The sequence below is a fragment of the Hansschlegelia sp. KR7-227 genome (assembly GCF_049446035.1).
GTDB lineage: Bacteria > Pseudomonadota > Alphaproteobacteria > Rhizobiales > Methylopilaceae > Methylopila.
Window position 1 is genome coordinate 2,999,370 of record NZ_JBMSEA010000001.1, and the last position, 23,881, is coordinate 3,023,250.

Consider the following 23,881-nt stretch of genomic DNA (forward strand, 5'->3'; position numbering starts at 1 on the left):
TTTTTCAGAAAGGCATGCGAAGGCTGGAGCGCCACGGTCGCGCTCAGATGATCTCGAAATAGCGTGACAGCTCCCAGTCGGTGATCGCCTTGTCGAATTCGCGCTGCTCCCAGTCGCGCGTCGCCGCCCAGTGCTCCACGAAGGCCGCGCCGAAGACCTCCTTCGCCGGCTTCGACCGCGAAAGCCGCGCGGCGGCCTCGCCCAGGCTGCGCGGCAAGGCGCGCTTCGCGGGATGCTTCATCGCGTAGGCGTTTCCGGCGACCGGCGCATCCGGCTCGATCCTGTTCTCGACGCCCCAGAGGCCGGAGCCGATGGCCGCGGCCAGAGCCACATAGGGGTTAATGTCGGCGGCCGACACCCGGTATTCTACGCGCTGCGACTTCGGGCCGCCCTCGATGACGCGCAGCGCGCAGGTGCGGTTCTCGACGCCCCAGGTGGCTTCGGTCGGCGCCCAGAAGCCCGGAATGAGGCGGGTGTAGGCGTTCACCGTCGGGGCGACCATGGCGAGGATCTCCGGCATCAGCGCCTGCTGGCCGCCGATGAACCAGCGCATCACGTCGGTCATCCCGCCGGGCCTGTCCGGATCGTGGAACGCCGAGCGGCCCTTCTTGTCCAGAAGCGACATGTGGAGATGGCCGGACTGGCCGGGCCAGTCCTTGGACCATTTCGCCATGAAGCTCGCCATCAGCCCGCGGCGCTGGGCGAAGATCTTGGTCATGGTCTTGAACAGCACGGCGCGGTCGGCGGCCTCGAGCGCGTCGCAGACCTCGATCGCCGCCTCCAGCACGCCCGCCCCGGACTCGGTGTGCAGCCCCTCGATCGGGAAGCGCATGTCCTGCCCGAGCTTCAGGAGGTCGGCGTAGAGCTCCGCATGCACGCCCGAGCGCAGGACGGAATAGCCGAAGAAGCCCGGCGTCATCGGCGTCAGTTTGCGGTAGCCCTTGTCGCGGACGGAATGCGGCGTCTCCTCGAACAGGAAGAACTCGAACTCCGCGGCGGCCTTGATGGAGAAGCCGAGGCCGGCCGCGCGGTCGAGCACGCGCCGCAGCGTCCCGCGCGGGCAGACCGCCTCGGCGTCGCCGGTGAACTCCGCGAGCACGAAGATCATGTCGCCTTCGAGCGTGAGATCGCGCGCCGTCTCCGGCAGCAGGCGCAGCGCGGCGTCGGGAAAAGCGGTCCGCCAGCCGGTGAAGCTGACGTTGTCGTAGAGCTGGTCGTTCGAATCCCAGCCGAGCACGACGTCGCAGAAGCCGAAGCCCTTCTCGAGCGCGGAGGCGAACTTGTCCCGGCTCATATATTTGCCGCGCAGCACGCCGTCGCCGTCGGCGACGCCGACCTTGACGTGGGTCAGCCCGCGGGCGTCGACGAGGGCGAGCAAATCCTTGGCGTTCATCGGCCCGGTCGTGCTCATGGCGTCGCGCTCCCTTATCGCCCCGGGTTCGATCCGGGATCCGTGGCGCCGACCTTTCGCCGGCCCGTGCTTTGGGCCGCCGCGCCCTCTGAAGACGCGGCGGCCGAGGCGGACTTTAGTCCGCGGAAGGCGGCGGAACGGCCGTCAGTGGCTCCTGTACTCGCCGGCGCCTTTCGACAGGGCGAACTCCTCCTCCGGGGACAGCACGAGCTTGTGCCGGCCGACGAGCGCGAAGTAGACGGTCGCGATCGCGAACCACACCAGCACCCACAGCACGCCCTTGGTGAAGTTCGGGTCCTGCACCTGGTAGCCGAGCGTCACCACCGCGATCACGATGGTCGCGACCGCGCCGGGGATGCCGAGCGGGCTGACGAACGGCCGCTTGATGTGCGTCGCGTTCTTGCGCAGCAGGATGAAGGAGACCGCCTGGGCGATGTAGGAGAACATCGCGCCCGACACGGCCATGTTGAGCAGCACGCTGCCGATCGACGCGCCCGCCTGCTCCGCGCCGAGCGCGAACCAGATGATCAGCATCACGCCGAGCCCGACCAGCGCGCCGACGATCATCGCGACGTGCGGGGTCCTGTACTGCGCGTGGGTGACCGACAGCCCGCGCGGGAAATACCCCGCCCGCGAGAGCGAATAGATCTGGCGGCCTTGCGCGTAGATGATGGTGTGGAAGCTCGCGATCAGGCCGGTGAGCGCGACGACGCCGAGCAGCACGACGCCGGTGTCGCCGTAGATGGCGCGCAGGCCGTCGAGCAGCGGTTCGAGCGACGTCGACAGCTTGAACGAGCCGACCCCGATCACGGAGGGGTTGAGCAGCACGATCATGAAGGCGGAGAGCATCAGCGTCAGCATGCCGAGGATGATCCCCTTCGGCATGTCGCGGGCCGGGTCGATCGACTCCTCGGCCGCGAGCGGCAGCTGTTCGATGGCGAGGAACAGCCACACCGCGAAGGGCAGCGTGGCGAGCACGCCCGAGATTCCGAAGGGGAAGAACGAGCCCCCGCCCTCGGGCAACTCCACCGCCGCGCCGTCCGGACCGACGCCGATGTTCAGCGCCCAGCGCGAGAAATCCATGTTTGGGAACGCGCTCGCCCAGAAGAACACGAGCACGCCGAGCGAGATCACGGTGACGGCCATCGTCACCTTGAACGACAGCTCGAGGCCGAAGACGTTGAGGCCCACGAAGATGACGTAGAACACGATCCAGATCAGCGGCGAATAGGCCGGGTCGAGCCCCAGGATCGAGTTCACGTAGGAGGTGATGAAGGTCACCACGACCGCCGGCGTGATGACGTACTCCACGTTCTCGCAGAGGCCGGTGAAGAACCCGCCCCAGCGGCCCATCGCCGTGCGGGCGAAGGAGTAGGCCGCGCCGGTGTGCGGCAGCGCGGCCGACATCTCGGCGATCGAGAAGGTCAGGCCGAGATACATGACCGCGATGATCATGCCGGCCACCAGCATGCCGCCCCAGCCGCCGGTGGCGAAACCGAAGTTCCAGCCCGAGAAGTGCCCGGAAATGACGGCTCCGACGCCGAGAGCCCAGAGGCTCGCGACGCCCGCGTACCGCGTCAGTCCGCGTTTGGCGAAATAATCGGCGTCGACCTTCTGATAGGTCGCGCCCGCGTCGTCCTGCGCCATGTCCGATCCCCCGTTGCGGTCGCCAGGTCGCCAACCCTTCCGCGCGGCCGGCTCGACCCCCGTCCGACAAACGGAATGTGATCCGCCCGTCTTGGAACGATCGTTCCAGACGCCCATGGTTTCTGTCAATATGGAATGAAACGCTCGCAAACGGGCGACGTGACGAGGACTCGCAGGATGGCGCGGGACGGAGCGATCGAGACCCGACGCACGGTGGCGAAGGCGATCGCCGAGATCGCGCCCACGCTGACCCCGCAGGAGCGCCGTGCGGCGGCGCATCTCAGCGCGCACTATCCCGTCGCCGGCTTCGCGCCGATGGCCCGCTTCGCACGGAGCGCCGGCGCGAGCTCGCAGACCGTCCTGCGGCTGCTCGGCAAGCTCGGCTACGATAACTGGCGCAGCCTGCAGGAGCGCCTGCGCGCCGAACTCGCGGAAGAGCGCGGCTCGCCGCTCGGCCGCTGGACCGCCCACCGCGCCGGCGGCCTGCCCGAGGGCGACCGGCTCGCGGCCTTCGGGGCGAAGCTCGCCCAGAACGTCGCCGACGCCTTCCGCGATCTGGACCGGCCGGCGTTTGAGAGCGCGGCGCGCCGGCTCGCCGATCCGCGGCGCCGGGTGCTGGTGGTGGGCGGCCGGTTCAGCCAGGCGCTCGCCCGGCTGCTCACGCGCCATCTCGAGATCGTCCGGGGCGACGTCGAGGAGATCGGCTCGCTGTCGGCGACCTGGCCCGACCGGCTGATCGACGTCGGCCGCCGGACCGTGGTGGTGGCCTACGACGTCCGCCGCTACCAGGCCGACGTCGTGCGGCTCTGCGCCTTCGCCGCGGAGCGGGGCGCGACGGTGGTGCTGATGACGGACGCGGCCGACGCCGACGCCGCGCCCCACGCGAACGCCGTCCTGGTCGGCGCGACCGAGAGCGTCGGCGCGTGGGATTCCTTCGCGAGCCTGCTCGCCCTCACCGAAGCGCTGGTCGCGCGCGTGACGGAACTCTCCGGCGAGCACACCGACGAGCGTCTCGGCCAGCTGGAGCAGATCCGCGCGAAGGTGCTCGGCGAAGACTGACCGGACGCGGTCAGGCGGGCGGGGACAGCGTCAGGACATAGGCGAGCGCGGCGGCGACCACGACGAGCAGCCCCACGATCAGCAGCGCCCGCGTCGCGGTTCCGCCGGAACCGCCGGTCGGCGGCGGCGCGGTCTCCGCCTCGATCGGCGCCAGCGTCTCGGGCACGTCCGGCGTCCGCGTCGGCGCGATCGGCGTTGGACGCGGCGCCTCCACGACGCGGACGCCGGCCGCGAGCGGCGGCGCGTCGACCAGGGGCGCGGCGGTCTCCGCCGGCTCCTCATGCGCGAGCGGCGGCGCCTCGGCCAGCGCCAGTCCGCCGAGCCGACCCTCCGCAGCCAGCTCCGCGAAGCGGGCGAAGAAGGCGTCGGCCGTCTGCCGCGCCACGCCCGCGACGAGGCGGGAGCCGAGCTGGGCGATCTTGCCCTCGACGTCGGCATGGGCCGCGTAGGTCACGACCGTCGCGTCGCCGTCCTCCGCGAGCGTCACCTCGGCGCTTCCCGTGGCCGCGCCCGCCGGACCGCCGTCAGCCGACAATGCGAGAGCGGCGCGGCGGGGGGCCTCGACCTCGGTCACGACGGCGCGCCCGGAGAAACGCGCCTTTAGCGGACCGATCTTGGTCGCGGCCACGCCGTCATAGGTCCCGTCCGACACGCGCTCGACCCGTTCGCAGCCGGGCAGGCACGTCTGAAGCGTCCCCGGATCATGGAGCCCGGCCCAGACGGCGTCGCGAGGGGCGGGGATGCGGTGAGACCCGGAAATGTCCATGACGGCTGCGCGTATCCTGAGTAGCGGAGGCCCCTGATCTAGGGCGGCGAAGCGTGTCGGGTAAAGCCGGTCCGCACTGCCGCCGACGCGCAAACGTCCGGCGTCCGCTCGGAGCTTGCGTCCCGGCCGCGCATCCGCATGCTGAGGGCGAATCCCCCATCGGAGCCGAGATGTCCGCATTCGTCTTTCCGCCCGCGCCGCAGCCCGCCGTGGCGGTGCGCGGAACGTCCGAGCTGTTCCCCGCGCGCCGGGTCTACTGCGTCGGCCGCAACTACGCCGCCCACGCCGTCGAGATGGGGCATGATCCCGACCGCGAGCCGCCGTTCTTCTTCATGAAGACGCCCGACGCGCTGCTTCCCGACGGCGCGGACTTCCCCTACCCGCCCGCGACCGCCGACGTGCACCACGAGATCGAGATGGTGGTCGCGCTCGGCGGCGGCGGCCGCGACGTCGCGGAAGCCGACGCGCTCGGCCTGGTGTTCGGCTACGCCGTCGGGATCGACTTCACCCGCCGCGACCTTCAGGCGGAGGCCAAGAGGCTCGCGCGGCCCTGGGAGGTGGGCAAGGCGTTCGACCATGCCGCCCCCTGCGGCGCGATCGCCCGCGCCTCGGAGATCGGGCATCCCGCCAAGGGCGCGGTCACCCTCGACGTCAATGGCGAGCGCCGCCAGACCGGCGACCTCGACCAGCTGATCTGGACCGTGCCGGAGATGATCGCCTACCTCTCCCGCCTGTTCGAGCTCCGGCCCGGCGACCTGATCTTCTCCGGCACCCCCTCCGGCGTCGGCCCCGTGGTCCGCGGCGACCGCCTGGAAGGCCGCGTCGAGGGCGTCGGGACGCTCACGCTGAGGGTGGCGTGACCGGCGCGCCCGCCGGAGCGCGCCGCGGCGGCGCCGTTCAGCCTTCCGCCGCCTTGATCTTCGGCTCGAACGGGCAGAGGTCGGCGATCAGGCAGCGGTAGCATTCGGGCCGTCGCGCCTTGCAGACGTAGCGGCCGTGCAGGATCAGCCAGTGATGGGCGTGCCGGCGGTAGGCCTCCGGCACGGCCTTCTCCAGCCCGAGCTCGACGGCGAGCGGCGTCGCGCCGGGCGCCAGCCGCGTACGGTTGCCGACGCGGAACAGATGGGTGTCGACGGCGATGGTCGGTTCGCCGAAGGCGGTGTTGAGGACGACGTTCGCGGTCTTGCGGCCGACGCCGGGCAGCAGCTCCAGCGCCGTGCGCGACGGCGGCACCACGCCGCCGTGCTCGGCGATCAGGCGCTCCGACAGCGCGACGACGTTCTTCGCCTTGTTGCGGTAGAGCCCGATGGTGCGGATGTGCTCGCGCACGCGCTCCTCGCCGAGCGCGACCATCGCCTCGGGGGTCGCGGCTTCGGCGAACAGCCGCCGCGTCGCCTTGTTGACGCCGACGTCGGTCGCCTGCGCCGACAGCACGACGGCGACGAGCAGCGTGTAGGGATCGACATATTCGAGCTCGCCCCGCGGCTCGGGGTCGCGGGCGTGGAAGCGCCGAAAAATCTCCTCGACCGTCGCCGCCGGGAGCCGCGCGGCCTTGCGCTTCGTGGCGCGGCCCGGGGCCTTGGCGGGCCGGGGCGTGGGGACGACGGCGCTCGCCGTCTTCGCGGCGGGGGACTGGCGGGGCGGCATCGCGGCTTTATACTCGGGCCATGAGGGACGACGCCAGATCGCAGGATGCGGCCGACCGGCCGGTCTTCGCCGCCGAAATCCGGCCGCACCGCTCGCTCACGCCGCGCGGGCGGGCCGTGCTGCTCGGCGGCTTCGGCGCGCTGACCGCCTTCGTCAGCCTGCCCTTCGTGTGGATGGGCGCCTGGCCCGTGGTCGGCTTCTTCGGGCTCGACGTGTTCGCGCTGTGGCTCGCCTTGCGCCTCAACGTCGCCCACGCCCGGGCCTGCGAGAACGTCCTGCTCACGCATGTCGAACTGCTGATCCGCAAGACCACGCATCGCGGCGACGCTCGCGAGTGGCGCTTCAATCCGCGCTGGGTGCGGGTCATGACCGAGGTCGACGACGAGTTCGGGACGACCAGGCTCTGCGTCGCCGAACGCGACGCCGCGCCGCTCGATCTTGCGGCGAGCCTTTCGCCCCGCGAGCGGTCGGAGTTCGCCGGCGCGTTCCGCCAAGCGCTGGCGGTCGCCAAGGCCGGACGGACGCTGTCTTAAGCGCCGGCGCCGGCGCTTCGACCCCGGCCCGGGGCCTACGCCCTTCGGACAGGAAGACATTCCGGAACGCTCCGGGCCTCCGGGCGTTTCCACAGTGCGACGGCGCGTAAAATGACGGGAGCGGGCCGACGCCCCCGAAATTCTTTCAGATTCCCGCGCAAGAAGGATGGCGCATCATGGAAGGCCCCCTCATCGGCATTCTGATCACCGTGCTCGTGATCGTGCTCGTGCTCTGGCTGATCGGAATGCTGCCGATCGACGGGCGCGCCAAGCAGATCGTGCGCATCATCGTGATCATCATCGGCATCATCTCGCTGCTCAAATACCTTCAGGTGTTCTGAGCCGGCGCGAGCTCCGACGGGGCGGCCGCCGGCTCAGCCGGCGCGCCGCGTCCTTTGGCCGGGGCGGCGGGCGCCCCAGCAGAACGCCTCCCAGCGCAGCGCGTCGCCGACGATCTGGTCGAGCTGCTCATGGGACGGACGCCAGCCGAGCGCCGCGCGAATGCGGCGCGCGTCGGCGATCGAGATGAACGGATCGCCCGGCCGGCGCGGCGCCTCCCGGACTGGGAAGTCGCGTCCGGACACGCGGCGCACCGAGTCGATCACTTCCCGGACCGAATAGCCCCAGCCGTAGCCGCAGTTCAGTGTCATGCTCGCGCCGCCGCGGCGGAGATGCTCGAGCGCCGCGACATGCGCCTGCGCGAGATCGCTGACGTGGATGTAGTCGCGCACGCCCGTTCCGTCCGGCGTCGGCAGGTCCGTGCCGAAGATCGAGAGCCCGTCATTCATGCCGAGCGCCGCCCGCGCGGCGACCGTGATGAGGTTCGAGGCGGCCGCCGAGCGCTGTCCTGACCTGAGCTGCGGGTCGGCGCCGGCGACGTTGAAATAGCGCAGCACCACGAAGTTGAGCCCGTGCGCCGCGCCGACGTCGCGCAGGATCCACTCCGACATCAGCTTCGAGGAGCCGTAGGGCGAGCCCGGATCGGGCGTCGCGGTCTCCGGCGTCGGGGTCGGCGGCTCCAGGCCGTACACCGCGGCGGTCGACGAGAAGATGAACCGTTTGACCTTGGCGGCGACGAGCGCGCCAAGAAGGAGACGCGTCTTGCCGGTGTTGGCGGCGTAGGTGCCGAGCGGATCGCGCACTGATTCCGGCACGACGATGCGCGCGGCGAAATGGGCGACCGCGTCGATCTGGTGCGCGGCGATCGTCCGCAGGACCAGCGCCTCGTCGCCGACGTCGCCCACCACCAGCGGCACGCCCTCGGGCACCGCCTCGCGATGGCCGGTGGACAGGTCGTCGAGCACGACCGCCTTCTCGCCCGCGTCGCGGAGGGCGAGCGCCATGTGCGATCCGATGTAGCCGGCGCCGCCGGTGATGAGGACGGCCATGTGTCTGCTCCCTCGGGACTCCGGGGCTCGCGCGCCGGCCACCCAAGTCTAGCCTGCGCCTCTTTCCGTTTCGTTTCACGACCCCCACGAAACCGACAGCGTTCAGGGCCGTTTCCGATACTCCCCCGACCGCCCGCTAACGCTTCTTTCACTCTGTCGACCGAGAGTTGCGTGAAGTTGCGGCGCAGGGGAGGCGTCCCGGACGATGTCTCTGCCTAGCGCCGCTCAGCGGCCCCACCGCTGGTGGCGCGGCCTCGCCGCGCGCTCGACCCTCGCCTTGGGCGCCATGCTGGCGACGCTGGGGGTCGCGCTCACCGCGATCTCGGCGCTCGGCGTCCAGGACGCAACGGCGGGCGCGATCGAGAAGGCGCTCGCGGGCGCAGCCGAACGGCTCGCCGTCGAGATCGCCGACGACGGATCCGCTTACGCCCGTCTCTCGCGGCTCGCGCAGGGCTCGAACCTTTCTTACGCCTTCCTCGTCGCGCCCGACGGCGCCCTGCTCGCGGGCGGCGGAGCCGCCGCGCCGGCCTTCACGCCCGCGGCGATCGAGGCCACGAAAAATGCGGGCGTCGCGGCCCTCGCCCGGGCCGGCGGCGCGGCCCATGCCGCGAAGGCGGTGACCCTCGCCGACGGCCGTCACGCCGTGCTGCGCGTCGGCGGCTCGCTGGAGCCCGCCAGGGTCGCCGCGGGCGAAACCGCGGCGCGCGGACTGCTCGCGACGCTCGCCGCCCTGCTCTTCGCTCTTCCGGCGGCGGCGCTCGCCTTCGACTCGCTGGCCTCGCCCCTGAGGGCGCTGACCCGCGCCGTCACCCGGCCCGGCGACGCCCAGGACGAGCTCCGGCGCGCCGGAACTCGCGGCGACGAGATCGGCGCGCTCGCGCGGGCGCATCTCTCGACCGCCCAGCGCCTCGCCGAAAGCGCCGACGCGCTGCACCGGCTGACCTTCGACGACCCGATCACGCGTCTGCCGAACCGCGCCAGCATGACCAGCCGGCTTGCGGCCGCTCTTCTCGTCGGACAGCCGGTCGCGCTGCTCGAGATCGAGGTCGAGGGACTCACGCGCGTATCCGCCGCGCTCGGCCAACAGCAGGGCGACCTCGCGGTCGTGGGCGCGGCCGACCGGCTGCGCGAAGCCGCCGCCGAATGGGCCCGCCGGTCGAACCTGATCGCGCCGCTCGGGGCGGATCTGTCCGTCACGCTCGCGCGCATTTCCGACGCCGGCTTCGCGATGCTCGCCTATGGCGCGGAGGCCGCCGCGGCCGAGGAGCTCGCCCGGCTCGCGATCGCGGCCTTCGATCCACCGCTCGCCCTCGGCGAACGGCGGGTGTCGCTCCGGCTCGCGATCGGAATCGCGATCGCCCCGTCGGACGGCGACGAGGCCGGCACGCTGCTCAGGAGCGCGGCCGCCGCGCTGTCGGCGGCGCGTCAGGCGGGTCCGCAATCGGCCCGCTCGGCCGGCGTCGACCTCGTCCGGCAGGCCTATGGCCGCCTGCGCCTCGAGGAGGAGCTGCGCCGCGCCATCGAGCAGGACGAGCTCGAAGTCCATTACCAGCCGCAGATCGACCTCAGGACCGGCGCGGTCGCCGGCGCCGAGGCGCTGGTGCGTTGGCGCCACCCGGTCCGCGGCATGGTCTCGCCCGGCGAATTCGTGCCCGTCGCCGAGGAGAGCGGGCTGGTCGAGCCGCTCGGCCGGGTCGTGCTCGCCGAGGCCAGCCGCACGAGCGTCGCCTGGGCGGCGATGGGCATCGACGTGCGCATCGCCGTCAACGTCTCGACGCTTCAGTTCCGGTCGCCCACCTTCGCCGAGTCGACGCTCGCCATCATCCGCGCCGCGCGCGCCGATCCCAGCCGGATCGAGCTCGAGATCACGGAGAGCGCCGCGATGGGCGATCCCACCCATGCGGCCCGCGAGCTCGGGCGGCTGAAGGCTGCCGGCATCCGCGTCGCGATCGACGATTTCGGCACCGGCTACTCGAACCTGTCGACGCTGACCCGGCTTCCCTTCGACGTGCTCAAGATCGACCAGGCCTTCGTGCGCGACGCGCTCGTCACGCCCGCGTCCCGCGTGGTGGTGGGCACCGTGATCGGCATGGCCGCGACGCTCGGCGTGGAGACCGTCGCGGAAGGCGTCGAGACCGAGGAGCAGCTGGCCTTCGTGACCGCGCATGGCTGCGACGTCGCGCAGGGCTATCTCTACGCCAAGCCGATGCCCGCCGCGGCCTTCGAGGCCTGGTACGCGAACCGCATGCTGTCGAACCTGCGCGCGCTCGGCGCCCGCGGCGTTCTCGAGCAGGCGCGCGGCGTCCTCGAAGGGGCGCTGGCGCCAAGCCTCGCCGCCGCGCCGGAGCCGAGCCTCGCCGGATGACGCGACGCGGCGCGGGGCGCGACCGTCATTGAGCGGTCGCCCCGAACCGTCTAGAACCCGGCCCGCCGCTTCACCGCCTGCCGAGCGAGGCCGATGACCGTCTCCGCCCCGAACCCGCACGACACCGCGCGCATCCTCGTCGAGGCCCTGCCCTACATGCAGCGCTACGACGCCGCGACGGTCGTGGTGAAATATGGCGGCCACGCCATGGGCGACGTCGAGGCGTCCCGCTGGTTCGCGCAGGACGTCGCGATCCTCAAGGAGGTCGGCATCAACCCCGTCGTGGTGCATGGCGGCGGCCCGCAGATCGGCAAGATGCTCGACCGGCTCGGGATCAAGTCGGAGTTCAGGGCGGGCCTGCGCGTCACCGACCAGGCGACCGTCGAGGTCGTCGAGATGATCCTGGCGGGCTCCATCAACAAGCAGATCGTGGCGGCGATCAACGCCGAGGGCGGCCGCGCCATCGGCCTCTGCGGCAAGGACGGCGGCATGGTCGCCGCCCGCAAGGTCACGCGCACCGTCATCGATCCCGAAAGCCGGATCGAGGAGGTCGTCGATCTCGGTTTCGTGGGCGAGCCGGACCGGGTCGACCGCACCGTGCTCGACTGGGTGATCAAGTCCGACCTGATCCCGGTGATCGCGCCGGTCGCGACTGCGACCGACGGGCCCCAGACCTACAACGTCAACGCCGACACCTTCGCCGGCGCGATCGCCGGCGCGGTCGAGGCCAAGCGCCTGCTGCTGCTGACCGACGTCCCCGGCGTGCTCGACAGGGACAAGCGACTGATCGACCAGCTTTCGGTCGAGGAGGCGCGCCGCCTGATCGCCGACGGCGTCATCACCGGCGGCATGATCCCGAAGGTCGAGACCTGCATCTATGCGGTCGAGCGCGGCGTCGAAGGCGTCGTCATTCTCGACGGCAAGACTCCCCACGCCGTGCTGATCGAGCTGCTCACCGAGGGCGGCGCCGGCACCCTCATCACGCGCTGAGGAGCGCCGCCCTGGCCGTCGTTCCGTTCAAGAGGCCGCCCGAGACGAAGAAGGCCGCGCCGCCCGGCCGGCGGCGCCGCTCGCTCGGCGAGTTCGCCGGGGCCATGGCGATGACCGGCCTCGTGTTCTTCCTGCTGCCATCGATCTGGGCGAGCGCGCCGGCCAACCTGCTCGCGGTGATCCATCTGCTGATCGCCGCCGTCTATGTCCAGCAGGGGCCGCGCGTCTTGGCGCTGGTCTGGATCGCGCTCACGCTCGTGGTGCTGGCGTTGACCGGGGCGCCCTCTCCGGTCTCCTATGCGCTGTCGTTCGGACACGCCACGCTCGGGACGGCGCTGCGCTGAATCCGCCCGAGGCTCTCCCGACAGGTGAAGCCCTGACGTCTTGGAAAAGCCGGAACCGCGCGCGACAACGCCCCGTTCACCACGTTCGCGTCATGCTGACGTCGTGGACGAACCCGAGGTTGCGCCTTCAATGAACAGAATTCCCGATCCCAATTCCTTCGAACGCCTCGCGGAGCACGCGCAGGCCGCCGAGGCGAAGGGTTTCGACCATGTCGACACCTGGGTGTTCGACCTCGACAACACGCTCTATCCGCCGTCGTCGCGCCTGTTCGACCAGATCGACGCGCGGATGACGGCCTTCGTCGCGCACCGCTACGGCATCGACGGCCTGTCGGCGCGCGCGCTGCAAAAATACTACTACCGCAAGCACGGCACGACGCTCGCCGGCCTGATGGCGGAAGACGGGCTCGACCCGGCGGACTTCCTCGCGGTGGTGCACGACATCGACCATTCCGTGCTGATCCCGGCGCCCGACCTCGCCGCGGCGATCGCGCGCCTGCCCGGACGGCGCTTCGTGCTGACCAACGGCTCCCGCCTCCACGCGGAGAACGTCGCCGCCAAGCTCGGGCTGCTCGACCTGTTCGAGGACGTGTTCGACATCGCGGCCTCAGGCTTCGTCCCGAAGCCCGCGCCGGAGGCGTATGCGCTCTTCCTGCAGACGCACGGCGTCGAGCCGCGCCGCGCCGCGATGTTCGAGGATCTGTCGAAGAACCTCGTCGTGCCGCACGCGCTCGGCATGCGCACCGTGCTGGTCGCGCCGAAGGACGGCGAGCCCGACGGCATGGAGCGCCTGACCTCGCCCGACGACGGCGACCCCGCCCCGCACATCGACCACGTCACCGACGACCTCCCGGGCTTCCTCGCCGCGCTCGCGATCGTCGCGGCGGAATAGCCGGACGTCGGGCCGAACCCTGGCCAGAGCGATCACGTCGATGGGATGCGGCCCGCGCCAAGCCTCCATCGTCGTTCCGGGCTTGTCCCGGAACCCATTTCCTCCGCGCACTCAATGACATCAGGCCGTCGCGGGAATGGATCCCGGGACAAGCCCGGGATGACGGCTGAGGTTCATCTCGCTTCAAGACGAGGAGACCCTGCTCTTACTCGCCGCCGCCCTGATCTGCGCGATCGTCGTCGTGGGGGTGATCGCTTCGGGGTCTAGCGTCACGTGGATCACCGCCGGCCGGCCGCAGGCGCGCGCTGCGGCGAAGGCCGGCGCGAACGCGCCGCGCTCGGTCACGGAGAAACCTTCGGCGCCGAACGCCCGCGCATAGGCCGCGAAGTCCGGATTGCGCAGGGCCGTGCCGAAAGGCAGGCCGGGAAAGGCGCGCTCCTGGTGCATGCGGATCGTGCCGTATTGGCCGTTGTCGAACACCAGCGCGATCACCGGCAGGTCGTACTGCACGGCGGTGGCGAGCTCCTGGCCGGTCATCAGGAAGCAGCCGTCGCCGGCGAGGGCCACGACCTCGCGGTCGGAGAAGCGGCGCTTGGCGGCGATCGCGGCGGGCAGGCCGTAGCCCATCGAGCCGGAGATCGGCGCGAGCTGCGATCCATACGTCCGCACCCGCTGGAAACGGTGGAACCAGCTGGAATAGTTGCCGGCGCCGTTGGTGACGATGGCGTCCACAGGCAGCGCGTTGAGCGCGGCCACGACCTCGCCCATCTGAACCGCGCCGGGATGCGCGGGGACCACGCCCGACCAGGAGAGATAGTCGGCCCGCGCCGTCGCGGTCCCGGCCTCCCACGTCAGGGTCTGCGGCGGCTGGACGGCTTCCAGCGCGGCGGCGAAGGCCGCCGGCGAGGCGTGGATCGCGAGCGCCGGCTGATAGACCCGGCCGAGCTCCTCGGCGTCGGCGTGGACGTGGACCAGCCTCCTCCCCGGCGTCGGAACGCCGAACAGGCCGTAGGACTGGCTCGGGATCTCGCCCAGCCGGCCGCCGATCAGCAGCACGAGATCGGCGTCCCCGATCCGCTCGAGCAGCTTCGGGTTGGGCGCGATGCCCAGATCGCCCGCATAGCAGCGGTGGTCGGCCGAAAACAGCATCTGGCGGCGGAAGGTCACGGCGACCGGAAGCGCAAAGCGTTCGGCGAAGCGCGCGAGCCGCAGGGTCGCGGCCTCCGACCAGCGCCCTCCCCCGACGAGCGCGACCGGCCGCTCGGCCGCCCAGAGCAGCTTCTGGAGCTGCGCTATGTCGGCGAGGCCGGGCCAGGTCTCGGCCGGCGTCACGGGAGCGGCGTCGGCGACGTCGGCGCTTTCGGCCAGCATGTCCTCGGGGAGGCCGATCACCACCGGGCCGGGCCGCCCCTGACAGGCGACCCGGATCGCGCGCGCGACGAGCTCGGGGATGCGCGCGGGATCGTCGATCTCGACCACCCATTTCGCCATCGCCCCGAACAGCGCGGCGAGATCGATCTCCTGGAACGCCTCGCGGTGGCGAAAGCCGCGCTCCACCTGGCCGACGAACAGGATGAGCGGCGTCGAATCCTGGCTCGCGACATGGACGCCACTTGCGGCGTTGGTCGCGCCGGGGCCGCGGGTCGCAAAGCACAGGCCGGGCTTGCCGGTGAGCTTGCCGAAAGCGTCCGCCGCCATCGCGGCGCCGCCCTCCTGCCGGCAGACGACGAAGTCGAAGGCCCTCGCGCGCATCGCCTCCAGCACGGCGAGATAGCTCTCGCCGGGCACGCCGAAGGCGGTCGTGAGCCCGTTCGTGACCAGGGCGTCGACGAGGATTTCGGCTCCGCTGCGCGATGCGGCCATGGCGGCGATCCCGGGCTCAGGCGTGGCGGTCGGGCGCGATCTCGACGGGCACGCGCGCCAGGATCTTGCGCAGCAGCGGCCGCGGCAGCAATCGGCCCAGGCGGATCGCGGCGACCATCGGCCAGGGGAAGGCGATTAGCTCCTTGCCGCGCGCGACCTTGCGGCGGATCAGCTCGGCGGCGGCGTCCGCCGACATCTCGAACGGCTTCGGGCCGCCATAGCGCTGGCTCATGTCGCTGGTGACGAAGCCGGGGCACACCACGCTGACGCCGACGCCGTCGGGGGCGAGGAAATCGCCGAGCGCCTGGCCCCAGACGAGGATGCCCGCCTTCGAGGCGGAGTAAGCCGCGGTGTCGCCGATCGGCTGCAGCGCCGCGAGCGAGCTCATCAGCACGATGCGGCCGGAGCGCCGGGCGCGCATCGGCTCGATCAGGGGGGTGACGGTCGCGACGGCGCCCTCGAGATTGACGCGCAGCTGCCTCTGCGCGGTCTCGAAGGTCTCGGCCCTGCGGCCGGGCTCGAGCCCGCCCGAGACGCCGGCGTTGGCGATCAGCACGTCGACGGGGAAATCCGCGTCGAAGCCTATGAGGGTCGCGGCGAGCGAGGCGTGATCCGTGACGTCGAGGGCCGCGATCTTCGCGGTCGCGCCGCGCGCCATGCAGTCGGTCGCGACGGCCGTCAGGCCGTCCCGGTCACGGCCGATCAGCAGAAGCGTGACGCCGGGCGCCGCATAGGCGCGCGCCAGCGCGGCGCCGATGCCGCGGCCGCCGCCGGTGACGACGACCGAGCGCGGACGGCGCTCCGTCACTCGCCCGGGACGGGCGAAGCGGCGTCGCTGAAGTCGCGTTCGCCTTCCCAGCCGAGCGCGACCGGGCGCGTCGCCCGAACCGGCGCGATCTCGATCAGCCGCCGCATCGCGTTGGCGACGGCGATGTCGACCGCCTCGGCGGAGTAGAACCCGCCATTGAGCTGGGTGCGATGGGCGACGACCCGCCGGAAGGCCGCGACGAAGGATCGGTCCGGCGGCGTCGGCGCCGTCCAGAAGCTCTCTAGCGTGCCCTGATGGGTGAGGCCGGGCAGGTCGTAGATCGCCTGGCCGATCGCGATCGTCGGCCGGCCGCGCTCGATCGCAAGCGTGCCCATGGTGCTGTTGACGACGATCACGCCGGCGGCGCCGTCGATCAGCGCCGGGCCCTGGCCGCCGTCGATGTATTGCAGGCGCTGCCTCAGGCCGGTGCGCTCGGCGGTGACGTGGGTCTGCCGGCGGCGATTGACGAGCCCATTGTCGAGCGGGTGCAGCTTGACGATCAGCTTGGCGTCGGCCGGCGCGTGGGCGGCGAAGGAGCGCGCGACGAAGTCGACCACCTCGGACATCGCGCTGAACGGCGAGTGCAGCCGGATCTGATAGTCGCTGTCGAGCTGCAGCGGCAGCAGGAAATACGGCGCCTTGTCGGCCTTGAGCGCGCTTTCCACCGCGGCCGTCCGCCGCGCCTCCGCCTTGCCGCGGATGATGCGGCCGATCCAGCCCGCGTATTCCACGAAGGGGTGGTGCGGCCGGTAACGGCGGTAGTGCGGATAGAGATAGGGGAAGAAGGTGTTCGCGCTGTTGTAGACGATGTCCCAGAGCGAACGCGTCTTCATGTCGCCGTGGATCGGCCGCGGCCTCTCCGGTTCGCCGAGCTCGGCGGCGAGGCGGCGGATCGTCTCGGGATCGCGCGGCAGGCTCGAGAAGCCGTTTACGCCGCCGGCCTCCATGGTGATCCAGTTGGGACGGAAATAGCCCTCCTCGAACACGTGGACCCCGACGCCGCGCAGCTGCGCGGTCGCGATCGCGACGCGGTGGTAGGGCCGCCCGTCGCCGAACAGCACGAGGTCCGTCACCCCGCGCTCATCCATGAAGTTGGAGAGGAAGCCGCGCCAGTCCTCGAACCGGCCGCGATAGGCGACCGAGCCCGGTATGTTCCAGAACAGCCTGTCGCCGAAGTTCAGATTGATGCGCTCGACGCCATAGCCCTTGCGCTTGAGCGAACGCCCGAGACGCCGGAAGAACGGCGACGCGAGTCCCTGAAGGAAAAGGAAAGTTCGGTTCGGCCGCGGCCGAACGTCTTCCCCGCCATGGATCATCCGGTCGCCTGCTCCGAAGACGCCGACCCACTGGTCGTCGTCCCCGCCTCTACGTCGCCCCCGTCCACCGGATGTGGCGCCTGCGAAGTGAATCGCGGCTCCGGTATGATCTCAGAAAGCTTGACGGAACGTTGCATCGCAAGCGGCGGACCGCTAGCTGACGCAGGCAAGCTCAAGACCTCGGACGGGGCATTTGAACCACACGCCCGGCAAAGTGGCAATCGTTTCCAGTCGCTTGCGCGGCCGGGAGGCTGACGTGGCCCGCCTTACGGGAGGGGCCGTCGCCGGCCGTTGGAACGGTCAAACGATCATCTCCGTGGTGGCGACCACGAGCGGCGACCCCCGCGAATCCGAGGCCGTCGCCTTCGCAGATGCAAAAAAAGCAAAGCTGTTAAGACTCTCCAGCGCTCCTATAGGTTTAGGGGTGTTTGATCGCGCAGGACGTCCGCTGGGCTACCGCGCGCCGGGACACGCGGCGAACGTTCCAACGGCGATCGATCGAGGCGCGATCGATCACGTGTTGCGAGCGCTTGTTTCAATCGCCGGCCCCGGCGAAATCCGGTTGGAGGCTGGTTTCGACCCTTTCGATCCCGCGCTCGCCTGGCTCGATCCCTATGACCGGCGGCCGATCAGCATCGACCGCGCGCTCGAGATCGCGGGCGACGCAATCCGCCATCGCGAACGCGCGGCGCGGCGCTCCTTCGCCGTCGGCGTGACCCGCTGGAAGCGCGCCGCCGTCACGGCGTTTCTCGACGGGCCGAACGGCCCGCCTCGCTTCGGCCTCGCCCCCCGGGCGGCGGCTCAGGCGGCGGCGAAGGCTCATGGACGAGTCGTCGTCTGGGCCTCGCGGGACACCCGGGCCGCCGAGCGCGAGGCGCGCGCGGCCGGCGTGGCCGTCGGGCGGCTCGAAGACGGATTCCTCCGCTCGGTCGGGCTGGGCGCGGCCTTCACGCCGGCGCTCTCGCTCGTGCTCGACGAGGGCGGCGTCTATTACGACCCGTCCTCCCCGAGCGATCTCGAGACGCTGCTGCGCGAGGCCGACCTGCCGGAGGCGCTGATCGCCCGCGCCGCGCGGCTGCGGGAGCGCCTCGTCGCGGAGGGCCACACGAAATACAATGTCGGCGACGCCGTGGGCCGCGTCGTGCCTGAAGGGCGCTTCGGCGTGCTCGCGCCCGGCCAGGTCGAGGACGACGCCTCGATCCTGCGCGGCGCGGGCGCCGTGCGCACCAACCGCGACCTTCTGGCCGCGATCCGCGCGCGCCGCCCGGACGCCTTCATCGTCTACAAGCCGCACCCGGACGTCGTCGCCGGCTATCGCCGCGGCGCGGTCGACGACGCGGAGCTGAAGCGGCTCGCGGACGCCGTGGTGGTCGACGGCGCGATCGCGGAGCTCTATCCGCAATGCCGCGCGGTCGAGACCATGACGTCGCTCACGGGGTTCGAGGCGTTGCTGAGGGGGCTCGAGGTGACGACGCATGGCCAGCCCTTCTACGCCGGCTGGGACCTCACCGAAGATCTCGCCCCTCATCCCCGGCGCGGCCGCACGCGCAGCCTCGACGAACTGGTGGCTTGCGCCCTCATCCTCTACCCGCTCTACCGCGACCCCGTGAGCGGGCTGCCCTGCGGCCCGGAGACCGCGCTCGACCGCATCGCCGAGGCGCGCGCCCGCGCCGCCGCGCCCGCCGGCCGCCTCGCGGCGCGGCTCAGGCACGCTTACGCCCTGTCCCGCCATCGGCTGCTCGGCCCGATCGGGCGCCTGCTCAAGTGATCGCCGTCCTCGCCGCCTTCCTCGTCTCCTTCGCGGCCTCGCTTACGGTCGAGAGCTTCCCGCCCTCGCTCGCGGCGGCGCGGGCGCCGTGGCGGGCGCTTGCGCTGCGCCTCCTGCTCCATGTCGGACTGTTCGCCGCCGCCTTCGCGCTGTCCTGGCGCCCCTGGCACGCGGCGCTCGTCGTCACAGTCGTCGCCTTCCTGTTCGGGCTCGGCAGCGCGACCAAACGGGGCATCCTGGGCGAGCCGCTGACCTTCAACGACTTCGCTCTGGTGCGGCTCGCGATCCGGCATCCCCGGCTCTATTACGCCGAGCGGCTGGTCGAGCCGAAGGCGCTCGCGCTGTTCGCGGCCCTCGCGCTCGCCACCGCGGGCTGGTTCGCGGTCGAGCCGAGCGTGCTCCCGCCGGGCGGCTGGCCGGCGCTGGCGCTGCCGCCGCTGATCGCGGCCGGCGTGCTGCTCGCGTTGCGGAGCCGCGCGGCGGCGGCCTGGGCTCGGCCGGTCGTCGGCGAGGCCGTCGACGGCGAGACGGCCGTCGCCCGCTTCGGACTCGGGGCGAGCCTTGCTCTGCACTGGCTCGCCTGGCGAGGGATGGAGCGCCCGTCCCCCGCCGCGCGCGCTGCGGCTCGAGCGGCGCCGAAGCCAGGGCCCGCCGCGGACGGGCCGGCGCTGATCGTCGCGATCCAGTGCGAGAGCTTCGTCGACGTCGCCGCCCGGGGCGCGCCGGGGCCGGAGCTCCCGGCCTACCGCGCGCTCTGCCGCGAGGCGGTCGCCTGGGGCCGCTGCCGTGTGACGGCGGAGGGCGCCTACACCATGCGCAGCGAGTTCGGCTTCCTCACCGGCCTCCCGGCGGCGGCGCTCGGGCTCGACGCGCTCGACCCGTTTCTCGCCGGCTCGGCCTACGCCGAAGCGAGCCTCGCCCGGAAGCTCCGCGCCTCAGGCCGGCGCACCGTCTTCCTTCACCCCTACGATCGCCGCTTCTTCGATCGCGACGTGCTGGCGCCGGCCTTCGGCTTCGAGCGCTTCGTCGGTCTGGAGGGCTTTCCGGACGCCGAGCGCTTCGGCCCCTATGTGTCGGACGCCGCCGTCGCCGACGCGATCCTCAAGGAGGCCGCCGCGGCCACGGAGCCGACCTTCCTGTTCGTGGTCACGATCGAGAACCATGGGCCCTGGGGTCCTGGCCGCCTGCCCGGGCTCGACGACCCGACCGCCCAATACGCCCTACACCTCGAGAACGCCGACCGCATGATCGGGCGGGTCGCGGCGGGTCTCGCCGACCGGCCGGGCGGCGCGCTGCTGTGCGTCTACGGCGATCACGCGCCGGCGCGCACGGTGCACCCGGGGCTTCCCGACCGGATGGCGACGGACTACGCGCTCTGGGACTCTCGCGACCGGCGCGGCGCGCCGCGCCGCGACCTCGACGTCGACGCCCTGGGGCGGCTGACGCTGAAGCGCGCGTGAACGTGGGGCATGTGGCCAAAACGTCTCATCCGCCGTCGCAACCGATGGCGCGAATGTGGCCGAGCCGCCGTTCGGGCCCGCGTTAGTTGGCAGGAAATAGGTTCGGTGCTAACCGGACCATCCGGGGTCGAAGTTTCAGTGTGAGGTTTTATGCGGGCCAGGCTTGTTTCCTGCGCGACGCTGGCCGCCGTCGCCAGCGTTCTGGCGGGTTGCTCAACGCTCCCCGCGACAGGCCCGACGACCGCGCAGATCGATCCGCCGAGCGTGTCGAAGGACGCGACGCCGGGCTATGTGCTCGTCGATCTCAACCAGCGCGTCGTCGACATTCTCTCGCAGTACCGCGTCGCTCCCTTCGCGCAGCGGTTCGCCGCGCCGCGGCCGGCGCCCGGACAGATCGTCGGCGTCGGCGACGTGCTGTCGATCACCCTGTTTGAGGCCGGCCAGGGCGGCCTGTTCCAGAGCGACCTCGGCGCGCGGGTGGCGCTCGTCCAGCGGGTCGACACCGACGGCTCGATCAGCATTCCCTATGCCGGCCGCATCAAGGCCTCCGGCGAGTCGCCGCAGACGGTCGAGAGGAAGATCGTCGCCGCCCTCGAGGGCCGCGCGATCCAGCCGCAGGCGCTGGTGCAGATCACCGAGACGGTGAGCCGCAGCTTCGTGGTCAATGGCGAGGTCGGCAAGACGGGCCGCTTCCCGATCACCGCCGCGGGCGATCGCGTGCTCGACGTGGTGGCGACCGCGGGCGGCTCCAAGCAGCAGCCCTTCGAGACCCGGATCACGCTCCAGCGCGGGTCCAAGCAGGGCTCGGCGATCATGAAGGACCTGATCGACAACCCGGCCGACAACGTCTACGTGCAGCCCGAGGATCGGATCTACGTCACGAAGGATCCCGAGAAGTTCCTGGCCTTCGGCGCGGTGCCGGCTCCCGGCCCGATCAATTTCGAATCCGAGAAGATTTCGCTGCTCGAGGCGGTCGGCAAGGCCGGCGGCCTGATCGACACCCGCTCCGATCCGGGCGCGTTCTTCGTGTTCCGCTACGAGCCCGCCTCGGCGGTGCGCTCGATGAAGCCGGACTATGACGGCAAGTTCGGCGACAAGGTCCCGACGGTCTACCGCGTCAATCTGCGCGACCCGAACGCCTATTTCTACGCCAAGGCCTTCACGGTCCGCGACAAGGACGTGCTCTACGTCGCGAACGCCCAGCTGACCGAACTGCAGAAGTTCCTGCAGATCATCGGCACCGTCTCGCAGGCGGCCCAGCCCGTCATCCTCGCCGACCGCATCGGCAGGCGCTAAAGGCGCGCGGCGGGTCCGTCCCCGGACGGGCCCGCCGGCCTCATTCTCAGGCGCGGTAGATCACGGCCCCGCCCGTCAGCCCCGCCCCCGCCGCGGTCAGCAGCAGCGTCTCGCCCGCCGCCAGAGGTTTGGCCGCGTGCGACAGGCTGAGCGACAGCGGGATCGTCGCGGCCGACGAGTTGCCGTATTCGGCGATGGTGCTGACCGTCGCCTCCTCCCGGACGCCGACCTTCCGTCCCACGGCCGCGAAGATGCGCGCATTGGCCTGGTGCGGCACGAAGCGGTCGACCGTCGCGGCCGCGACGCCGGCCTCCGTCAGCGCCGCGATCGAACACTCGGCCATCATCCGGACCGCCTCCTGGAACAGGCCGCGGCCGTCGGCGATCGTCATCCGCGTCTCGGCGATCGCGACGTCCTCCGCGAAGGGACGCTCGCTGCCGCCCGCGGGGATGCCGACCAGGCCGTAGCCCGCGCCGTCCGACGCGAGCGCCTGACCGAGCAGGCCGCGGGAGGGATCGTCGCCGGCTGCGACCACGACCGCGCCGGCGGCGTCGGCGAACAGCACGGAGCTCGCCCGCTCCGCCGGATTGATGCGGCGGCTGAGCAGATTCGCGGCGACGACGAGGGCGGGCTTGCCGGTGACCCGCACCTGCGCCTCGGCGAGGACGAGGGCGTAGAGGAACCCGGCGCAGGCGCCCGCGAGATCGACCGCGCCCGCGCGGGACAGGCCGAGGCGGTGCGCGACCAGCGGGCCGGTCGGCGGCAGCGGCCGGTCCGGAGTGGAGGTTGCGAGCAGCAGCAGCCCGATGTCGGCGCGGTCGAGCCCGGCGGCGTCGAGCGCCATGGCGCCGGCGGCTTCCGCGAGCGCCGACAGCGTTTCGTCCGCGCTCGCCCATCGCCGTTCGCGGATGCCGGTGCGGCGCTCGATCCAGCCGGCCTCGAGCCCGAGCGACGCCTCGATCTCGGCGTTCGCGACGCGGCGGGGCGGAACGGCGTGGCCGAGCCCGGCGATGCGGGTGCCGGCGGCCCTCATCGCGGCGCTCCGACGACGCCCGCGGCCTCGAAGATCGCGTCGTAGAGCCGATCGAGCTCAGGTTCGGTCACGCAATAAGGCGGCATCAGATAGATCGTCTCCCCGAGCGGCCGCACCAGAAGGCCCCGGCCGAGGAAGAACGCGCGCAGCTTCGGCCCGACCTCGGCGAGGTAGCCGGGATCGTCGACCCTCAGATCCACCGCCGCGATGGTGCCGCACGCCCGGGCGTTCGCGAACCGCTCGTCGCCGTCGAAGCGGGGCATGCGGGCCGCGTGATGGGCCGCAAGCGCCGCGACGCGCTCGGCCACCGGCTCGTCGCGCCAGACGCCGACATTTGCTAGCGCGGCCGCGCAGGCGATCGGATTGGCGGTGAAGGACGAGGAGTGGAAGAAGGTCTTCGAGCGGTCCGTCGACCGATGGGCGTCGAAGATCTCCGCCGTCGCGAGCGTCGCGGCGAGCGGCAGGGCGCCGCCCGTCAGGCCCTTCGACGTGCAGAGGATGTCGGGGGCTACGCCCGCATGCTCGCAGGCGAACAGCGCGCCGGTGCGTCCCCAGCCCGTCATCACCTCGTCCGCCACGAACAGCGCGCCGGCCTCGCGCGCCACGCGCGCCAGTTCGGCCAGCGTGTCGGCCCCGTACATCCGCATGCCCCCGGCGCCGAGCACCAGCGGCTCGACCAGGACTGCGGCCAGCTCGCCGCCGCGCCCCGCCACCTCCAGCGCGTCGAGCGTCGCCTGCTCCCGTCCGGGATGCGGGAAGGGCAGCCGCACGACATCGAACAGCAGCGGCTCGTAGGCGGCGTTGAACACGCCGCGCTCGCCGACGCTCATCGCGCCGATCGTGTCGCCGTGATAGCCGCCCTCGAGCACGGCGACGCGCGTGCGCGCCTCGCCGCGGTTCCGGAAGGTCCCGAGCGCCATCTTGAGCGCGACCTCGACGGCGGTGGAGCCGGAATCCGAGAAGAACACATGGGCCAAGCCCTCGGGCGCGAGCGCGACCAGCTCGCGCGCCAGCCGCTCCGCCGGCTCATGGGTGACGCTGGCGAAGATCAGTTGGTCGAGGCGTTCGCTCGTCTTCCGGATCGCTTCCATGATCGCGGGATGGCGGTGGCCGTGGGTGATCACCCACCAGGACGAGATCGCGTCGAGGATCCGGTCCCCCGAATCGGTCGTCAGCCAGGCGCCGGAGGCCTCGACGATGGTCGGCGGCGTCGGCTCGACCGCGTGCTGGAAAAACGGACGCCACAAGGGAGAGGAGGTCATCTGGGGGGACGTCGCGCCTTGGTCGCGGCCGAA

21 protein-coding genes are annotated in these 23,881 nt (G+C 71.6%); 11 read left to right on the top strand and 10 right to left on the bottom strand.

Annotated elements, in window-relative coordinates; all coding sequences use genetic code 11:
- Nucleotides 1–43 precede the first annotated feature (43 nt).
- Entirely contained in the window at nt 44–1,411 is a 1,368-nt protein-coding gene (locus ACO2RJ_RS14060; RefSeq protein WP_423268625.1) for a glutamine synthetase family protein, read from the bottom strand.
- Between the two features lie 144 nt (nt 1,412–1,555).
- On the bottom strand, nt 1,556–3,058 hold the full coding sequence (locus tag ACO2RJ_RS14065; RefSeq protein ID WP_423268626.1) for an amino acid permease: 1,503 nt from the start codon (nt 3,056–3,058) through the stop codon (nt 1,556–1,558).
- Nucleotides 3,059–3,235: 177 nt separating this feature from the next.
- On the opposite strand from ACO2RJ_RS14065, the gene ACO2RJ_RS14070 reads away from it, so the two are divergent.
- A complete protein-coding gene (locus tag ACO2RJ_RS14070; protein ID WP_423268627.1) occupies nt 3,236–4,117 on the top strand; it encodes a MurR/RpiR family transcriptional regulator in 882 nt (293 codons plus the stop codon).
- Nucleotides 4,118–4,127: 10 nt separating this feature from the next.
- Here the strand turns inward: ACO2RJ_RS14070 and ACO2RJ_RS14075 are convergent, their stop codons facing one another.
- Entirely contained in the window at nt 4,128–4,883 is a 756-nt protein-coding gene (locus ACO2RJ_RS14075; protein WP_423268628.1) for a CoxG family protein, read from the bottom strand.
- Nucleotides 4,884–5,053: 170 nt separating this feature from the next.
- On the opposite strand from ACO2RJ_RS14075, the gene ACO2RJ_RS14080 reads away from it, so the two are divergent.
- Nucleotides 5,054–5,743 carry a fumarylacetoacetate hydrolase family protein gene (locus tag ACO2RJ_RS14080; RefSeq protein WP_423268629.1) on the top strand — a complete coding sequence of 230 codons (690 nt, stop codon included), beginning with the start codon at nt 5,054–5,056 and terminating at the stop codon, nt 5,741–5,743.
- A 37-nt stretch (nt 5,744–5,780) separates the two neighbouring features.
- Here ACO2RJ_RS14080 and nth read toward each other — a convergent pair whose 3' ends face one another.
- Complete coding sequence (nth, locus tag ACO2RJ_RS14085; protein WP_423268630.1) at nt 5,781–6,530, bottom strand: endonuclease III; 750 nt, start codon at nt 6,528–6,530, stop codon at nt 5,781–5,783.
- 20 nt (nt 6,531–6,550) lie between these two features.
- Here nth and ACO2RJ_RS14090 point away from each other — a divergent pair, with 20 nt between their 5' ends.
- Complete coding sequence (locus ACO2RJ_RS14090) at nt 6,551–7,063, top strand: DUF2244 domain-containing protein (RefSeq protein ID WP_423268631.1); 513 nt, start codon at nt 6,551–6,553, stop codon at nt 7,061–7,063.
- A gap of 176 nt (nt 7,064–7,239) precedes the next feature.
- A complete protein-coding gene (locus ACO2RJ_RS14095) occupies nt 7,240–7,404 on the top strand; it encodes a Thivi_2564 family membrane protein (RefSeq protein ID WP_423268632.1) in 165 nt (54 codons plus the stop codon).
- A gap of 33 nt (nt 7,405–7,437) precedes the next feature.
- Here the strand turns inward: ACO2RJ_RS14095 and galE are convergent, their stop codons facing one another.
- On the bottom strand, nt 7,438–8,451 hold the full coding sequence (galE, locus tag ACO2RJ_RS14100) for a UDP-glucose 4-epimerase GalE (protein WP_423268633.1): 1,014 nt from the start codon (nt 8,449–8,451) through the stop codon (nt 7,438–7,440).
- Between the two features lie 205 nt (nt 8,452–8,656).
- Between galE and ACO2RJ_RS14105 the strand changes: the two genes are divergently transcribed.
- From ACO2RJ_RS14105 to ACO2RJ_RS14120, 4 genes are all read left to right on the top strand, one after another.
- On the top strand, nt 8,657–10,816 hold the full coding sequence (locus tag ACO2RJ_RS14105; protein WP_423268634.1) for a putative bifunctional diguanylate cyclase/phosphodiesterase: 2,160 nt from the start codon (nt 8,657–8,659) through the stop codon (nt 10,814–10,816).
- Nucleotides 10,817–10,909: 93 nt separating this feature from the next.
- Nucleotides 10,910–11,806: an acetylglutamate kinase gene (gene argB / locus ACO2RJ_RS14110; RefSeq protein WP_423268635.1), complete on the top strand. Its 897-nt coding sequence runs from the start codon at nt 10,910–10,912 to the stop codon at nt 11,804–11,806.
- Between the two features lie 104 nt (nt 11,807–11,910).
- Nucleotides 11,911–12,150 (top strand): hypothetical protein, encoded by a 240-nt coding sequence (locus tag ACO2RJ_RS14115; RefSeq protein ID WP_423268636.1) that lies wholly within the window; start codon nt 11,911–11,913, stop codon nt 12,148–12,150.
- A gap of 130 nt (nt 12,151–12,280) precedes the next feature.
- Complete coding sequence (locus ACO2RJ_RS14120) at nt 12,281–13,042, top strand: pyrimidine 5'-nucleotidase (RefSeq protein WP_423268637.1); 762 nt, start codon at nt 12,281–12,283, stop codon at nt 13,040–13,042.
- Between the two features lie 183 nt (nt 13,043–13,225).
- Here the strand turns inward: ACO2RJ_RS14120 and ACO2RJ_RS14125 are convergent, their stop codons facing one another.
- The 3 genes from ACO2RJ_RS14125 to ACO2RJ_RS14135 are packed head-to-tail and all read right to left on the bottom strand — an operon-like array spanning nt 13,226 to nt 17,029.
- Nucleotides 13,226–14,905: a thiamine pyrophosphate-binding protein gene (locus ACO2RJ_RS14125; RefSeq protein WP_423268638.1), complete on the bottom strand. Its 1,680-nt coding sequence runs from the start codon at nt 14,903–14,905 to the stop codon at nt 13,226–13,228.
- A 16-nt stretch (nt 14,906–14,921) separates the two neighbouring features.
- Nucleotides 14,922–15,713, bottom strand: coding sequence for an SDR family NAD(P)-dependent oxidoreductase (locus ACO2RJ_RS14130; protein WP_423268639.1), 792 nt, complete (start codon nt 15,711–15,713; stop codon nt 14,922–14,924).
- Nucleotides 15,710–17,029 (bottom strand): capsule biosynthesis protein, encoded by a 1,320-nt coding sequence (locus ACO2RJ_RS14135; RefSeq protein ID WP_423268640.1) that lies wholly within the window; start codon nt 17,027–17,029, stop codon nt 15,710–15,712. The genes ACO2RJ_RS14130 and ACO2RJ_RS14135 overlap by 4 nt, the downstream gene beginning before the upstream one ends.
- A 562-nt stretch (nt 17,030–17,591) precedes the next feature.
- Between ACO2RJ_RS14135 and ACO2RJ_RS14140 the strand changes: the two genes are divergently transcribed.
- The 3 genes from ACO2RJ_RS14140 to ACO2RJ_RS14150 all read left to right on the top strand — a co-directional run bounded on the left by ACO2RJ_RS14140 (nt 17,592) and on the right by ACO2RJ_RS14150 (nt 21,553).
- Nucleotides 17,592–18,797, top strand: a complete 1,206-nt coding sequence (locus ACO2RJ_RS14140; RefSeq protein WP_423268641.1) for a beta-3-deoxy-D-manno-oct-2-ulosonic acid transferase — start codon at nt 17,592–17,594, stop codon at nt 18,795–18,797.
- On the top strand, nt 18,794–20,257 hold the full coding sequence (locus ACO2RJ_RS14145) for an LTA synthase family protein (protein ID WP_423268642.1): 1,464 nt from the start codon (nt 18,794–18,796) through the stop codon (nt 20,255–20,257). Before ACO2RJ_RS14140 ends, ACO2RJ_RS14145 begins: the two co-directional genes overlap by 4 nt.
- A 264-nt stretch (nt 20,258–20,521) precedes the next feature.
- On the top strand, nt 20,522–21,553 hold the full coding sequence (locus tag ACO2RJ_RS14150) for a polysaccharide biosynthesis/export family protein (protein WP_423268643.1): 1,032 nt from the start codon (nt 20,522–20,524) through the stop codon (nt 21,551–21,553).
- 46 nt (nt 21,554–21,599) lie between these two features.
- Here the strand turns inward: ACO2RJ_RS14150 and ACO2RJ_RS14155 are convergent, their stop codons facing one another.
- Complete coding sequence (locus ACO2RJ_RS14155; protein WP_423268644.1) at nt 21,600–22,586, bottom strand: beta-ketoacyl-ACP synthase III; 987 nt, start codon at nt 22,584–22,586, stop codon at nt 21,600–21,602.
- Nucleotides 22,583–23,848, bottom strand: a complete 1,266-nt coding sequence (locus ACO2RJ_RS14160; protein WP_423268645.1) for an adenosylmethionine--8-amino-7-oxononanoate transaminase — start codon at nt 23,846–23,848, stop codon at nt 22,583–22,585. The genes ACO2RJ_RS14155 and ACO2RJ_RS14160 overlap by 4 nt, the downstream gene beginning before the upstream one ends.
- Nucleotides 23,849–23,881 lie beyond the last annotated feature (33 nt).